27 protein-coding genes are annotated in these 14,341 nt (G+C 34.3%); all 27 read right to left on the bottom strand.

Features of this window, described 5'->3' with window-relative positions:
* A complete protein-coding gene (locus J3477_RS16660) occupies positions 1–813 on the bottom strand; it encodes an energy-coupling factor transporter transmembrane component T family protein (protein WP_206871083.1) in 813 nt (270 codons plus the stop codon).
* Between the two features lie 20 nt (positions 814–833).
* A complete protein-coding gene (locus tag J3477_RS16665) occupies positions 834–1,691 on the bottom strand; it encodes an energy-coupling factor transporter ATPase (RefSeq protein WP_206871084.1) in 858 nt (285 codons plus the stop codon).
* Positions 1,676–2,521, bottom strand: a complete 846-nt coding sequence (locus J3477_RS16670) for an energy-coupling factor transporter ATPase (protein ID WP_206871085.1) — start codon at positions 2,519–2,521, stop codon at positions 1,676–1,678. Before J3477_RS16670 ends, J3477_RS16665 begins: the two co-directional genes overlap by 16 nt.
* Before the next feature lie 197 nt (positions 2,522–2,718).
* Positions 2,719–3,060, bottom strand: a complete 342-nt coding sequence (gene rplQ / locus J3477_RS16675; RefSeq protein WP_128211299.1) for a 50S ribosomal protein L17 — start codon at positions 3,058–3,060, stop codon at positions 2,719–2,721.
* A 16-nt stretch (positions 3,061–3,076) separates the two neighbouring features.
* Positions 3,077–4,024: a DNA-directed RNA polymerase subunit alpha gene (locus tag J3477_RS16680; protein ID WP_183279190.1), complete on the bottom strand. Its 948-nt coding sequence runs from the start codon at positions 4,022–4,024 to the stop codon at positions 3,077–3,079.
* A 95-nt stretch (positions 4,025–4,119) separates the two neighbouring features.
* Complete coding sequence (gene rpsD, locus J3477_RS16685; protein WP_200271860.1) at positions 4,120–4,740, bottom strand: 30S ribosomal protein S4; 621 nt, start codon at positions 4,738–4,740, stop codon at positions 4,120–4,122.
* Between the two features lie 25 nt (positions 4,741–4,765).
* Complete coding sequence (gene rpsK, locus J3477_RS16690; protein WP_128211296.1) at positions 4,766–5,161, bottom strand: 30S ribosomal protein S11; 396 nt, start codon at positions 5,159–5,161, stop codon at positions 4,766–4,768.
* A 15-nt stretch (positions 5,162–5,176) separates the two neighbouring features.
* Complete coding sequence (gene rpsM / locus J3477_RS16695; protein ID WP_128211295.1) at positions 5,177–5,545, bottom strand: 30S ribosomal protein S13; 369 nt, start codon at positions 5,543–5,545, stop codon at positions 5,177–5,179.
* A gap of 220 nt (positions 5,546–5,765) precedes the next feature.
* Positions 5,766–5,879, bottom strand: coding sequence for a 50S ribosomal protein L36 (gene rpmJ / locus J3477_RS16700; RefSeq protein WP_039312872.1), 114 nt, complete (start codon positions 5,877–5,879; stop codon positions 5,766–5,768).
* Between the two features lie 146 nt (positions 5,880–6,025).
* Complete coding sequence (gene infA, locus J3477_RS16705; RefSeq protein ID WP_005212092.1) at positions 6,026–6,244, bottom strand: translation initiation factor IF-1; 219 nt, start codon at positions 6,242–6,244, stop codon at positions 6,026–6,028.
* A 7-nt stretch (positions 6,245–6,251) separates the two neighbouring features.
* On the bottom strand, positions 6,252–6,533 hold the full coding sequence (locus tag J3477_RS16710) for a KOW domain-containing RNA-binding protein (RefSeq protein ID WP_183279192.1): 282 nt from the start codon (positions 6,531–6,533) through the stop codon (positions 6,252–6,254).
* Between the two features lie 87 nt (positions 6,534–6,620).
* Positions 6,621–7,370, bottom strand: coding sequence for a type I methionyl aminopeptidase (gene map, locus J3477_RS16715; RefSeq protein WP_206871086.1), 750 nt, complete (start codon positions 7,368–7,370; stop codon positions 6,621–6,623).
* Positions 7,370–8,020, bottom strand: coding sequence for an adenylate kinase (locus J3477_RS16720; protein ID WP_206871087.1), 651 nt, complete (start codon positions 8,018–8,020; stop codon positions 7,370–7,372). The genes map and J3477_RS16720 overlap by 1 nt, the downstream gene beginning before the upstream one ends.
* Positions 8,021–8,043: 23 nt before the next feature.
* Positions 8,044–9,321 carry a preprotein translocase subunit SecY gene (secY, locus tag J3477_RS16725; protein ID WP_206871088.1) on the bottom strand — a complete coding sequence of 426 codons (1,278 nt, stop codon included), beginning with the start codon at positions 9,319–9,321 and terminating at the stop codon, positions 8,044–8,046.
* A 2-nt stretch (positions 9,322–9,323) separates the two neighbouring features.
* Positions 9,324–9,764: a 50S ribosomal protein L15 gene (gene rplO / locus J3477_RS16730; protein ID WP_206871089.1), complete on the bottom strand. Its 441-nt coding sequence runs from the start codon at positions 9,762–9,764 to the stop codon at positions 9,324–9,326.
* A 20-nt stretch (positions 9,765–9,784) separates the two neighbouring features.
* The gene (gene rpmD, locus J3477_RS16735; protein ID WP_200271870.1) at positions 9,785–9,964 is read right to left on the bottom strand and encodes a 50S ribosomal protein L30; all 180 of its coding nucleotides are present in this window, start codon (positions 9,962–9,964) and stop codon (positions 9,785–9,787) included.
* 13 nt (positions 9,965–9,977) lie between these two features.
* Positions 9,978–10,475 (bottom strand): 30S ribosomal protein S5, encoded by a 498-nt coding sequence (gene rpsE / locus J3477_RS16740; RefSeq protein ID WP_206871090.1) that lies wholly within the window; start codon positions 10,473–10,475, stop codon positions 9,978–9,980.
* 15 nt (positions 10,476–10,490) lie between these two features.
* The gene (gene rplR / locus J3477_RS16745; RefSeq protein ID WP_183279197.1) at positions 10,491–10,853 is read right to left on the bottom strand and encodes a 50S ribosomal protein L18; all 363 of its coding nucleotides are present in this window, start codon (positions 10,851–10,853) and stop codon (positions 10,491–10,493) included.
* Positions 10,854–10,871: 18 nt separating this feature from the next.
* Complete coding sequence (gene rplF / locus J3477_RS16750; RefSeq protein ID WP_206871091.1) at positions 10,872–11,414, bottom strand: 50S ribosomal protein L6; 543 nt, start codon at positions 11,412–11,414, stop codon at positions 10,872–10,874.
* Between the two features lie 72 nt (positions 11,415–11,486).
* Positions 11,487–11,885, bottom strand: coding sequence for a 30S ribosomal protein S8 (gene rpsH / locus J3477_RS16755; protein WP_183279199.1), 399 nt, complete (start codon positions 11,883–11,885; stop codon positions 11,487–11,489).
* A gap of 33 nt (positions 11,886–11,918) precedes the next feature.
* Positions 11,919–12,104: a type Z 30S ribosomal protein S14 gene (locus tag J3477_RS16760; RefSeq protein WP_128211285.1), complete on the bottom strand. Its 186-nt coding sequence runs from the start codon at positions 12,102–12,104 to the stop codon at positions 11,919–11,921.
* 14 nt (positions 12,105–12,118) lie between these two features.
* Positions 12,119–12,658 carry a 50S ribosomal protein L5 gene (gene rplE / locus J3477_RS16765; protein ID WP_206871092.1) on the bottom strand — a complete coding sequence of 180 codons (540 nt, stop codon included), beginning with the start codon at positions 12,656–12,658 and terminating at the stop codon, positions 12,119–12,121.
* 25 nt (positions 12,659–12,683) lie between these two features.
* Positions 12,684–12,998, bottom strand: coding sequence for a 50S ribosomal protein L24 (rplX, locus tag J3477_RS16770; RefSeq protein ID WP_206871093.1), 315 nt, complete (start codon positions 12,996–12,998; stop codon positions 12,684–12,686).
* Positions 12,999–13,018: 20 nt separating this feature from the next.
* Entirely contained in the window at positions 13,019–13,387 is a 369-nt protein-coding gene (gene rplN, locus J3477_RS16775; protein WP_183279202.1) for a 50S ribosomal protein L14, read from the bottom strand.
* Between the two features lie 32 nt (positions 13,388–13,419).
* A complete protein-coding gene (rpsQ, locus tag J3477_RS16780; RefSeq protein ID WP_183279203.1) occupies positions 13,420–13,674 on the bottom strand; it encodes a 30S ribosomal protein S17 in 255 nt (84 codons plus the stop codon).
* Between the two features lie 20 nt (positions 13,675–13,694).
* Entirely contained in the window at positions 13,695–13,907 is a 213-nt protein-coding gene (gene rpmC / locus J3477_RS16785) for a 50S ribosomal protein L29 (protein ID WP_200271879.1), read from the bottom strand.
* Positions 13,907–14,341, bottom strand: a complete 435-nt coding sequence (gene rplP / locus J3477_RS16790) for a 50S ribosomal protein L16 (protein WP_183279205.1) — start codon at positions 14,339–14,341, stop codon at positions 13,907–13,909. Before rplP ends, rpmC begins: the two co-directional genes overlap by 1 nt.

Consider the following 14,341-nt stretch of genomic DNA (forward strand, 5'->3'; position numbering starts at 1 on the left):
TTATTTTATTCCGAATCTAATGTAAAAACTTATTACTAATAAAGCAATTATTATAATATAAGCTACAACATCCCTAGCTCCATATTTTAGTTGCTTCATTCTTGTTCTTCCTTCTCCACCTCTATAACATCTAGCTTCCATTGCCATAGCAAGCTCATCAGCTCTTCTAAATGAACTTATGAATAAAGGAACCAATAAAGGAATTAAGCTCTTCGCTTTCTGTATTACATTACCAGATTCGAAATCTGCTCCTCTAGCTTGTTGAGCCTTCATTATTTTATCAGTTTCATCCATTAAAGTTGGTATAAATCTCAATGCTATAGTCATCATCATCGCAAGCTCATGTGCTGGAACCCCTATTTTCTTAAATGGATTAAGAAGATTTTCAATTCCATCAGTTAACTCTATTGGAGACGTAGTTAAAGTTAATAGAGATGTTCCTAAAATTAAGAATATAAGTCTAAGTGTCATAAATACTGCTGTATCTATTCCCTCTTTATATATTTTTAAGAACTTCCAAACAAAAAGTAAATTCTCTGGTTTTCCTTGTATCATAAAGACATTTAATGCAGCAGTTATCAAAATAAGTACAAAAACAGGCTTCAACCCTTTATATAAAAACCTTAAATGAACTTGTGAAAATAGTATTGATGCACATAAGAAAGCTGTAACAAAAATATATCCAACATATTTATTCATAATAAAAAGAGAAACTATAAAAAGCATGGATATCAATATTTTAGTTCTTGGATCTAACTTATGTATGAATGAATCACCAGGTATATACTGGCCTATTGTAATTTCCTTTAGCATAATATCCCTAATCTCCCTCTCTACTTATTATTTTTTATATATTGCAGCAATTCTTTTTTAGCTTGTTCTACCGTAAACACACTGCCACTTATATTAAATCCCTTATTTCTTAAAGCTCTAACTAAGTAAGTTACCTGTGGTGCAGCCAATCCCACTTCTTCTAATACTTCTATTTTATTAAATATTTCAGAAGGAATGCCATCTAATATAGATTTACCTTTATTCATTACTACTACTCTATCAGCCAGCTTTGCAACATCTTCCATACTATGGCTTACAAGTATTATAGTCATAGTATATTCCTTATGCAGTATATTTATCTGCTCAAGTATCTCATCCCTACCCTTAGGATCCAATCCAGCTGTAGGTTCATCTAATATTAATATTTTAGGCTCCATTGCTACAACTCCAGCTATAGCAACCCTTCTTTTTTGACCTCCGCTTAGTTCAAATGGCGATTTATCCTTATATGTCTCATAATCTAAACCAACCATTTTCATAGCTCTCTTAGTTCTTTTATCTATCTCATCTTCTGATAGACCTAAATTTCTTGGTCCAAACTGTATATCCTTCTCAATGGTCTCTTCAAAAAGCTGATATTCCGGATACTGGAATACAAGTCCTATTTTTTTTCTTATATCTGATAGCTTTACCCCTTTTTGAGTTATATCTATATCATCAACAACTATTTTCCCACTAGATGGTTTCAATAATCCATTTAAATGCTGAATAAGCGTTGATTTACCTGATCCAGTATGACCTATAAGAGCTACAAACTGTCCATCCATTATTTCTAATGATACATCATCTAATGCTTTTTTCTCAAAAGGCGATTTCGGCATATATATATGAGTTAAGTTTTCTATTTTAATTGACATAACGCATCCACCATCTCATCTACATTTAATATTTTAGTGTTTATATTTATTCCTGACTTTTGAAGCTCATAAGCTAATTCAGTTACTTGAGGTACATCCAGTCCTATCTTCTTCATAGTTTCAACTTGTGAAAACACTTCTCTTGGAACACCTTCCATCATTACTTTGCCTTGATCCATAACTACTATTCTATCAGCTTCAGCTGCTTCATCCATATAATGAGTTATTAGAATTATAGTTATTCCATAATTCTTATTAACATCTTTTATAGTACTAATAACTTCTTTTCTACCTATAGGGTCTAGCATAGCAGTAGGTTCATCTAATATTATACATTGTGGCCTCATAGCCAGAATGCCAGCTATTGCAATTCTTTGCTTTTGGCCTCCTGATAGCAGGTGAGGAGCATGTTTCCTATACTCGTACATTTCAACCTTCTTTAAGCTATCATCTACTCTTTTTCTTATTTCTGAAGGTTCTATACCCAAATTTTCAGGTCCAAAAGCTACATCTTCTTCTACAATTGTAGCTACCATCTGATTATCAGGGTTCTGAAACACCATTCCAGCTCTTTTTCTTACTTCCCAAGTATTATTTACATCAGATGTATCAATTCCATCCACATATACTTTGCCTCCACTAGGAAGGAGTAATGCATTTATATGTTTGGCAATAGTGGACTTTCCTGAGCCATTATGTCCAAGCACAACTAAAAATTCACCTTTTTTAACACTTAAGTTAACACCATTAATAGCGTATTTTTCTTCTCCGTTTTCACCATTTACATATTTAAAAGTGAGATCTTTGCATTCTACCATCATATCACTCATCGAAATTCCTCCAAAATTATTTCTAATCACATTATAAAGCTTACTAATTGCTGAATAAGTTTTATAATGTGGACAATATCTATTGTCTATTATACTTTATAAAATAGTAGTTTTCTATACTGTTTACACATGAATATACATCTAAATAAATTTATATGTTAAAATGGGGACTAAGCCGTAACTTAATCCCCAGTAAATTATACTAATTCAAGTATAACTATTTCAGCTCCGTCGCCTCTTCTTGGGCCAACTTTATACATTCTTGTATAACCACCGTTTCTCTCAGTGTATTTTGGAGCAACATTTTCAAATAAGTTCTTCACTACTGCTTCTTCAGTAACAAAAGACAAAACCTGTCTTCTTGCATGAAGATCTCCTCTTTTAGCAAGAGTGATCATTTTCTCTGCAAGACTTCTAGCTTCTTTAGCTCTTGTTTCAGTTGTTTCTATTTTACCATGCTTTAAGAAGCTTGTAACAAGGTTTCTTAGCATAGCTTTTCTCTGATCAGTAGGACGACCTAACTTACGATATCCTGCCATAGCTTTACCTCCTTACCTACTCGTCATTTAATCTAAGACCTAAACCCAATTCTTTAAGCTTTCTTTCAACTTCTTCAAGGGACTTCTTACCAAGGTTTCTTACCTTCATCATATCATCCATTGAACGTTGAGCAAGCTCTTGAACAGTGTTTATACCAGCTCTCTTTAAACAGTTATATGATCTAACTGATAAATCAAGCTCCTCTATAGTCATTTCAAGTACTTTTTCTTTATTATCTTCTTCTTTTTCGATCATTATTTCAACATCATTAGTGTTGTCTGTAAGAGTCATAAATAATTTGAAGTGCTCTATAAGAATCTTTGCAGATAAGCTTATAGCTTCTTCAATCTTTATTGTTCCATTAGTCCAAACTTCTAAAGTTAACTTATCATAATCTGTGATTTGGCCAACTCTAGTATTTTCAACTGTGAAATTAACTCTCTTTACAGGTGTATATATTGAGTCCATTGCTATAGAACCTATTGGAAGATTGTCGCTCTTATTTTTATTTTGGGAAACATACCCTCTTCCTCTATTAACGGTAATCTCCACATACAACTTAGCATTTTCATCTAAAGTCGCGATATGTAAATCTTCGCTAACAACTTCTACATCACCATCAGTCTTTATATCAGCACCTGTAACTACTCCAGGTCCTTTTGCATCAATGTATATAGTCTTTGGGCCATCTCCAGTCATTCTAAGAGCTAAGGACTTCATATTAAGAATTAATTCTGTAACATCTTCCTTAACACCAGTTACTGTAGAGAACTCATGAACTACACCATCAATTTTTACTGATGTTGGTGCAGCTCCTGGTAAAGAAGAAAGTAATATTCTTCTTAATGCATTACCAAGAGTTGTTCCATAACCTCTTTCTAGCGGTTCAATAACAAATTTACCATAAGTACCGTCATCGCTAGATTCAACACATTCGATTATTGGCTTTTCTATTTCTAACATTAACAAACCCTCCTTTTATATAAAATGGCAACCTTATTATGAGGGCAACTGATCCTATATCTGCAAAGATTAAAAAACCTATACAAATATTACTTTTACTTGCTGTATAATTCGACGATCAGTGTTTCATTAACTGGAACATCGATGTCCTCTCTTGCAGGCTCAGCTACAACTTTTCCTTCAAAGTTGTCAGGGTTTCCTGTTAACCATTTTGGTAATGGCTTTGGATTTTCAGCAAAAACTTTGAACTTTTCAGAAGCTCTGCTTTTTTCTGATACAGTTACAACGTCATTTACTGATAATTTGTATGATGCAATGTCAACCTTCTTGCCATTTACTAAGAAATGACCATGGTTAACTAATTGTCTAGCTTCAACTCTTGATGCGCCGTATCCTAATCTGAATGCAACATTATCAAGTCTTAACTCAAGAAGTCTTAATAGGTTTTCACCTGAAATTCCTCTTAATTTTTCAGCTCTTTTATAGTATGTTGAGAATTGGCTTTCAAGAACACCATATATTCTCTTTGCTTTTTGCTTTTCTCTTAATTGTACGCCATAGTTAGAAAGTTTCTTCTTGCTAGCTCCATGCTGTCCTGGTGCATAACTTCTTCTAACAAATGCGCATTTGTCTGTATAGCATCTATCCCCTTTAAGGAATAGTTTCATACCTTCTCTTCTACATAATCTGCATGTAGCTCCAGTATATCTTGCCATTAATTACACCTCCTAATTACGTAAACTATACTCTTCTTCTTTTTGGTGGTCTACATCCGTTGTGTGGTATTGGAGTAACATCTTTTATTAATGTAACTTCAAGACCTGCTGCTTGTAAAGATCTGATTGCTGCTTCTCTACCAGCTCCTGGACCTTTAACATAAACTTCAACACTCTTTAAACCGTGTTCCATTGCTGCCTTAGCAGCAGTCTCTGCTGCCATTTGAGCTGCATATGGAGTGCTCTTTCTTGAGCCTCTAAAACCTAATCCACCTGCACTTGCCCATGATAATGCATTACCTTGAACATCAGTTAAAGTAACAATAGAGTTATTGAAAGTTGACTTGATGTGTGCAGCACCATGTTCAACATTCTTTCTCTCTTTTCTTCTTCTTGTCTTCTTAACCTTTTGAGCTGCCATTGTCTTCCCTCCTCACTATTTCTTCTTGTTAGCTATAGTCTTCTTAGGACCTTTTCTTGTTCTAGCATTAGTCTTAGTCTTTTGACCTCTTACTGGAAGACCTCTTCTGTGTCTAATTCCTCTGTAAGAACCAATTTCAACTAATCTCTTAATGTTTAACGCAATGTCTCTTCTTAGATCACCTTCAACATTTAAGTTCTTGTTGATGTAATCTCTTACTGCGTTTACTTCTTCTTCAGTAAGATCCTTAACTCTTGTATCAGGATTTACTCCTGTTGCTTCAAGAATTTTGTGTGAAGTAGGTAGTCCTATTCCATATATATAAGTTAGACCTATTTCAACTCTTTTTTCTCTTGGTAGGTCAACACCTGCTATTCTTGCCATTAAAAGTTACACCTCCTGGTAATTGAAATGCGTTTACTAAAGTTTTTAATTCATATTTTATATAAAAAATCTTAGGTCTATAGGTAACGCCTATAGTCAGCCGCCCTAAAATTTATTAGCATTAAGAAAATACCTATATAATCTTATTTTAGTTTTAGCAAAAAGTCAACAAATACTTTTATACTAACGCAAATTATTTTTTATTTCTTATATTTTCTTATTAGCCTTGTTTTTGCTTGTGCTTAGGATTTTCACAGATTACCATTACTCTTCCTTTTCTTCTTATAACTTTGCACTTTTCGCAAATAGGCTTAACTGATGGTCTTACCTTCATCGCTAACCCTCCTCATATTCCTTTAGAGGCTCAAAGATAATATCTTATATTATCTTTAAACTACTCTGAATAGTATTTTCGCTAGCAAAATTTGATTGCTATTAATTTGATTTGTTAACACAAAATATTAAAATTACTTAAGAATGTTATTTCGCTCTCCAAGTTATTCTACCTCTAGTTAGATCATATGGAGAAAGTTCAATAGTAACTTTATCTCCTGGTAGAATTCTTATAAAGTTCATTCTAAGCTTTCCTGAAATATGTGCTAATATCTTATGTCCGCTTTCTAACTCAACTTGAAACATAGCATTTGGTAGTGCTTCTAGCACCACGCCCTGCATTTCTATTACATCATCTTTTGACATAAGGTAATCAGACCTCCTTGACAATGCCATTAAGTTTTAAAAATCTTTTTAATTTAAGATCTGTAGTATTATCTTTAGATAATATACATTCCTTAACATGTTCATCCACTTTATTAGTTAAAACTAAGTGTTTTAGTTTCTTTTTCTTTGGCATTTCTAATGTTTTCGTATTTCCATTAGCAAGCAGAACATATTCCTCATTTAACTGATCAACAATTATATAAGGTTTATCTTCATCTCTTCCCGCTTTTGAAAATACCATCTTGCCAATTAAAGTGTCTTTTTGCAAAGTTTTCACCTCGATGATTACCTTAGCCATAAATCAACATAGCCAATAAAATGGCAAGATGTGAATTTATAACTAAGCAACACGTATTTATTTTATCAGTGTCAATATTTCAGGGCCATTCGGTAATATAGCTACAGTATTCTCATAGTGTGCTGACAAGCTACCATCAACTGTTACTACAGTCCAATCATCAGATAATGTTTTAACATGGTAATCCCCTATGTTAACCATAGGTTCAATTGCTAAAACCATACCTTCAGTAAGTTTAGGACCTCTACCCGGACGCCCGAAATTAGGAACTTCAGGATCCTCATGCACATCCTTACCAATGCCGTGTCCTACATAATCACGTACTACAGAAAATCCGTTTGATTCAACATATTGCTGAATATCATAAGATATATCTGTTAATCTATTTCCTACATGAGCTTTTTCTATCCCTTTAAAGAAACTTTCTTTGGTAACATCTATTAATTTTCTTGCTTGATCAGAAATTTCACCTACAGCAAAGGTTCTAGCAGCATCGCTATGATATCCATTTAAAAAGACACCACCGTCAACACTTATTATATCCCCTTCTTTTAATCTGTACTTTCCTGGAAATCCATGAACTACAACTTCATTAACCGATATACAAAGTGAACTAGGAAATCCATATAAGCCTTTAAAAGATGGTTTTGCTCCATGCTTAGTTATAAATTCTTCTGCAATTTTATCTAGTTCAGCTGTAGTTATTCCTGGTTTTATATTTCCTTCTAGAAGTAATAATACTTCTCCAAGAAGTCTTCCTGCTTTTCTCATTAGGTCGATTTCATTATCATTTTTTAATATAATCATTACTTATCGCTCCCTAATATGCGACAGATACTTTCAAAGACCTCATTGATTGCTTTTGTACCATCAACAACTGACAGCATATCTCTATTGCTATAAAAATCAATCAGTGGCTGTGTTTGTCTCTCATAGACATCTAGTCTTTCCCTAACGGTCTCTTCTGCATCGTCTTTTCTCTGAATGATATCACTTCCGCAAACATCACACTTACTAGCTACTATTGGTGGGTTGAATTTTACATGGTAACTAGCTCCACACGATGGACAAACTCTCCTACCAGTCATTCTTTCTAAAATAAATTCCTTTGGAACATCAATGCATAAAGATGTGTCCAAGTTTTCTCCTCTATCCTGTAAAAATAACTGTAATGCCTCTGCTTGATGAACTGTCCTAGGAAAACCATCTAATAGATATCCGTTTTTACAGTCTTCTTGCTGAAGCCTATCTTTAACCATATTGATAGTCACATCGTCTGGCACGAGTTGACCATCATCAATATATTTTTTAGCTTCTACACCTAAAGGTGTGTTTTCAGAAATATTCTTTCTAAATATGTCACCAGTAGATATATGTGGAATGGAGTATCTATTACTTATTGATTTTGCCTGTGTTCCCTTTCCTGCACCAGGAGGACCTAATAATACTATTTTCACGGGCATCATCTCCATTGTTTAATCTATTTAAGGAATCCTTGGTAATGTCTCATAACAAGTTGAGATTGCAATTGTCTCATAACTTCAAGCGAAACACTAACTAATATTAGGAGAGATGTTCCCCCAAATGAAAGACCCTTAAAAGCTGTATAATTTTCAACTAATAGTGGTGATACTGCTATAATTGCAGCAAAAATACCACCTAATAATGAGATTCTATCTAAAAGTCTTGTTAAATAATCTGCTGTTGGTTGGCCAGGTCTTATTCCAGGAATAAACCCAGCTGATTTATGCATATTCTCAGACATTTCATCTGGTTTAAATGTAACCTGAGTATAGAACCAAGTAAAGAATATAGTTAATACAGCGTAAATCACTAGGTATAACCATTTATCTTTATTGAAAGGACTCCAGGTTCCAGCCTGAATCCACTGAGCCCATCCCTTTGTTGGGAAAAACTGAGCAATTACAGTTGGGAATTGCATTACTGACATAGCAAAAATTATTGCTATAACTGTTGATCCTATTAAGCTTAAAGGAATATGAGTTGATTGCCCTTTATAAACTTTTCCACCAACTGCTTTTCCAGCATATTGAACAGTTATTCTTCTCTCAGAAAGAGATAAGAATATAACTGCTGCTAATAAAGCAAGTGCTGCTACAGCTAATAAAAATACTTCAACTATATTTGTGTCCCCTTTACTTTGAGTACCTAATACAGCACTTAAAGTCTGAGGGAATCTAGAAATAATATTTACAAATATTAAAAGTGAAATACCATTTCCTATACCTTTAACTGTTATTTGGTCTCCTAACCACATACAGAAGGTTGAACCAACTACCAATGTTAACATTATTAAAAATGTATTAAAAGGTGTATCAGTTTTTAATGCTCCTAAATTATGAATAAGAACATAAGTACCATACGCTGTTATAAAACCAAATGCTATAGATGCATATCTAGTAATCTTTTGTATTTTCTTTCTTCCCTCTTCACCTTCTTTCGAAAGTTGCTCAAGCTGAGGAATAGAAATATTCAACAACGACATTATGATTGATGCATTTATATAAGGAACAACTCCTAATGCAAATATACTAAATCTTTTAAAAGCACCACCAGAAATTAAATCATAGAATCCAAATAAACTTCCGGACTTAGTAAGGTTATCAAGACTAGATGTATCAATTCCAGGAACAGGAATATGATTTCCTATCCTGAAAATTGCAACTAATACAAAAGTCCATATTAATCTTTTTCTTAACTCCGGAACCTTCCAGGCATTACGTAGGGTTGATAGCATTATTAGATCACCTCAACTTTTCCTCCAGCAGCAACTATTTTATCAGCCGCTGATTTTGAGAACTTGCAACCTTTTACTGTTAAACTCTTCTCAACATTTCCGTTTCCTAATATCTTAACTCCGTCAAGCACCTTACTTACTACTCTTCTTTCAAGTAATAAATCTGGAGTAACTTCTGTTCCATTTTCAAATATGTTTAATCTATCTACATTGATTGTAACATATTCTTTTGCAAATATGTTTGTAAATCCTCTTTTAGGAAGTCTTCTGTAAAGTGGCATTTGGCCCCCTTCAAATCCTGGTCTAACACCACCACCAGATCTTGAATTTTGACCCTTTTCACCTTTACCAGCGTTTCTTCCTAATCCTGAACCAGTACCTCTACCTACTCTCTTTGGAGCTTTTTTGCTTCCAGCAGCTGGTTTTAACTCATGAAGTTTCATTTAAGTACACCTCCTTGTTATTAAACTTCTTCTACCTTTAACAAGTAGTCAACTTTGTTTATCATACCTCTGATTTGAGCAGTTTCATCATGTTCTACTGTTTTACCGATTTTTCTTAGTCCAAGGGCATTTGCAGTAGCGATATGGTCCTTTTTTCTACCTATTAAGCTTTTAACTAATGTTACTTTTAGTTTAGCCATCGCCTAATCCCTCCTAACCTAAAATCTCTTCAACAGATTTTCCTCTTAACTTAGCTATATCTTCAGCTGTTCTTAAGCTAGCTAATCCGTTGATTGTTGCGTTAACCATGTTTCTTGGGTTATTAGAACCTAATGACTTAGCTCTAACATCCTTTAATCCTGCTAATTCTAGTACTGATCTTGCAGGGCCTCCTGCTATAACTCCAGTACCTTCTGTAGCTGGCATTATAAGAACCTTACCAGTTCCGAACTTACCATATATTTGGTGAGGTACTGTTGTTCCAACTATAGCAACCTCTACTAAGTTCTTCTTAGCATCTTCAATTCCTTTTCTAATTGCTTCAGGTATTTCAATTGACTTACCCATTCCAACGCCTACGTGTCCGTTGCCATCTCCTACAACTACTAGAGCGCTGAATCTGAAGTTTCTACCACCCTTAACAACCTTAGTAACTCTGTTTATGAAAACAACCTTTTCTTTAAGGTCTAGTGTGCTAGGATCGATTCTCATGTATTTCCCTCCTTATTAGAATTTTAGTCCTGCTTCTCTTGCACCATTAGCTAATTCTTGAACTCTGCCGTGATATACATATCCGCCTCTGTCAAAAACAACTTCTGTTATACCTTTTTCAGCAGCTCTCTTAGCAACTAATTCGCCAACAAATTTTGCAGCTTCTTTATTGCTTCCAGCTTTTGCTGTAAACTCTTTATCTAGAGTTGAAGCAGATGCTAAAGTAACAGCATTAACATCATCTATTATTTGAGCATATATATTCTTTTCACTTCTATAAACTGAAAGTCTTGGTCTAGCTGAAGTACCGAAAACTTTCTTACGTACTCTAAGGTGACGTCTTTCTCTTGACGCTTTTCTGTCTACCTTCTTGAACATAAGGTTCACTCCTTTCTATTACTTCTTACCAGTCTTACCTTCCTTACGTCTGATAACTTCATCAGAGTATTTAATACCTTTACCTTTGTAAGGTTCTGGTTCTCTCCATGATCTTATATCAGCAGCAACTGCACCAACTTTTTCTTTATCAATACCTTGAACGAAAACTTTTGTAGTTCCCTCTAAAGCAAAAGTTACTCCATCAACTGGTTCTACTTCTACTGGGTGTGAGTATCCAAGGTTCATTACAAGCTTCTTACCTTGTAATTGTGCTCTGTAACCTACACCTACTAATTCCAATGTTTTTTGGAATCCATTAGTTACGCCTGTAACCATATTATTTAATAAAGCTCTTGTTAAACCATGTAGAGCTCTGTGTTCTTTAACATCACTTGGTCTTGTAACAACCGCTTGGTTGTCTTCAACTGCTATTGTTATGTCCTTGTGCATAGCTTTAACTAGCTCTCCCTTTGGACCCTTTACTGTAACAACGTTGTCTGGTGTTACAGTAACAGTTACGCCAGCAGGGATAGCTATCGGCAATCTACCAACTCTTGACATAATTGCACCTCCTGTATTTTGGCATAAACGACCTAATATATTTATACTTAACCTATCTATTTGGGATAGTAATTACCATACGTAGCAAATAACTTCTCCGCCTAGGCCTTCTTTTCTAGCTTCTCTATCAACAACTATACCTTTTGAAGTAGATATTACTGCAACTCCTAATCCATTAAGAACCTTAGGAATATCATCTTTCTTACAGTATACTCTTAAACCTGGTTTAGAGATTCTCTTTAATCCAGTTATAACTCTTTCTTTGTTAGAACCGTATTTTAAAGCGATTCTTAACATTGGTACAACACCATCATTGTACTCTTCAACATTCTTAATGTAACCTTCTTGTAATAATAAATTTACTACAGCCTTCTTTATGTTAGAAGAAGGTACCTCTACTACTTCATGTCTCACAGCATTTGCGTTTCTTATACGTGTTAGCAAATCTGCTATAGGATCTGTCATAACCATTATATTGTGCCTCCTTTCATTACATCAATGATTTTACCAGCTTGCCTTCTTGCATCCAGGGATTTCTCCTTTGTAAGCAAGTTCTCTAAAACAGATACGGCAAATTCCGAATTTTTTAAGTACAGAATGTGGTCTTCCACATAATCTACATCTAGTATAAGCCCTAGTTTGGAACTTAGGCTCTTTTTTCCATTTTTCAATCATTGCTTTACGTGCCATCGTAACCCTCCTTATTATTGAGCGAATGGCATTCCCAAGAATCTTAACAATTCTCTTGCTTCTTCGTCAGTATTTGCAGTTGTAACGAAGATAATATCCATTCCTCTAACCTTATCAACTTTATCGTACTCGATTTCTGGGAATATTAATTGCTCTTTGATTCCTAGTGAGTAATTTCCTCTACCATCAAAAGATTTACTTGAAACTCCTCTGAAATCTCTAACTCTTGGAAGTGCTATTGACATTAATTTATCAGCAAATTCATACATCTTTGCCTTTCTTAATGTAACTTTGCATCCTAATGGCATATTTTGTCTGATCTTAAAGTTAGCAACTGACTTCTTAGCTCTTGTTATAATAGGTTTTTGACCTACTATTATTGTTAAGTCACTAACAGCTGATTCTAGGGCTTTAGGATTATCTTTAGCCTCTCCTACTCCCATGTTAACTATTATTTTTTCAAGCTTTGGAACTTGCATTATATTCTTATAACCGAACTTTTCCATCATCGCTTGAACTACTTCTTTTTCATATTTTTCTTGAAGTCTTGGCATAATTTTTTGTACCTCCTTTCAGATTCTAGAATGTTTCTCCACACTTCTTACATACTCTTACTTTAGTTCCGTCTTCTAAAACCTTATGGCTTATTCTAGTTGCGTTTTTACATTTATCGCAATATAGCATAACCTTTGAACTATATATTGGTGATTCAACTTTTATTATTCCACCTTGCATGTTTGTTCTGCTTGGTTTTTCATGTTTGCTCACTATGTTAACACCTTTAACAAGAACTTTTCCTGTCTTTGGTGATACTTGTAAAACTTCACCGATTTTACCTGAGTCTTTTCCTGATATTACAACTACAGTGTCGTTTTTTCTTACATGTACCTTCATCTTAGCCACCTCCTAATCTATTATAGAACTTCAGGTGCTAATGATAAAATTTTGTTAAATTCCTTATCTCTTAGCTCCCTAGCAACTGGTCCGAAGATACGAGTTCCTCTTGGTTGCTTATCTTCCTTTATAATAACTGCAGCGTTTTCATCAAATTTGATGTATGAACCATCTGCTCTTCTTAGTCCTCTTACTGACCTAACGATAACTGCTTTTACAACATCACCTTTTTTAACAACTCCGCCTGGTGTTGCACTTTTAACACTAGCAACGATGATATCTCCGATGTTACCATACTTTCTTTTTGAACCGCCTAAAACTCTGATACACATTATTTCCTTTGCTCCAGAATTATCTGCAATTTTAAGTAAGGTTTGTTGTTGTATCATTGAATTACCCTCCTTTCGAAACTTAAGCCAAATTACTTAGCTCTTTCAATTATCTCAACAAGTCTCCATCTCTTATCCTTAGATAATGGTCTTGTTTCCATTATTTGTACTCTATCATTAACTTTTGCTTCATTATTTTCATCATGAGCTTTAAACTTAGTAGTTCTGTTTACTGTCTTTCCATACAATGGATGTCTTACCTTAGTTTCAACTGCAACTACTATAGTCTTATCCATTTTATCTGAAACAACTCTTCCTATTCTCTTTTTTCTTAATCCTCTTTCCACAGGACAAACCTCCTTTCAGACTATTGTTGGAATGCCTTCAATTCTTCTTCTCTTATTATTGTTTTAATTTGAGCTATTGATTTCTTAACTTCTCTTATTCTAATTGGATTTTCCAATTGGCCAGTTGCTAATTGGAATCTTAAATTGAATAATTCAGCTTTAAGGTCGTTTAATTTAACCTTTAAATCTTGAGGATTGCTTGATCTTAATTCTTTTAATTCTGTAGCTTTCATTATTCTTCACCACCCATTTCCTCAAAATCTCTTCTTGTAACGAACTTAGTCTTTACAGGAAGTTTGTGTGATGCAAGTCTCATAGCTTCTCTAGCTACTTCTTCTTGAACTCCTGATAATTCAAATAGTACTCTACCTGGTTTAACAACTGCTACCCAGTATTCAGGTGAACCTTTACCAGATCCCATTCTTGTTTCAGCAGGTTTTTCAGTTACTGGCTTATCAGGGAATATCTTTATCCAAAGCTTACCGCCTCTTCTAATGTATCTGTTTATAGCTATTCTCGCTGACTCTATTTGATTGCTTGTTATCCATCCACAAGTTGTAGCTTGAATTCCGTAGTCTCCGTACGCAAGGAAATTACCTCTTGTAGCTTTACCTGTCATTCTACCACGTTGTACCTTACGATGCTTTACTCTTTTAGGCATTAACAT

Source organism: Clostridium zeae (assembly GCF_017312485.1).
Taxonomy (GTDB): domain Bacteria; phylum Bacillota; class Clostridia; order Clostridiales; family Clostridiaceae; genus Clostridium_AR; species Clostridium_AR zeae.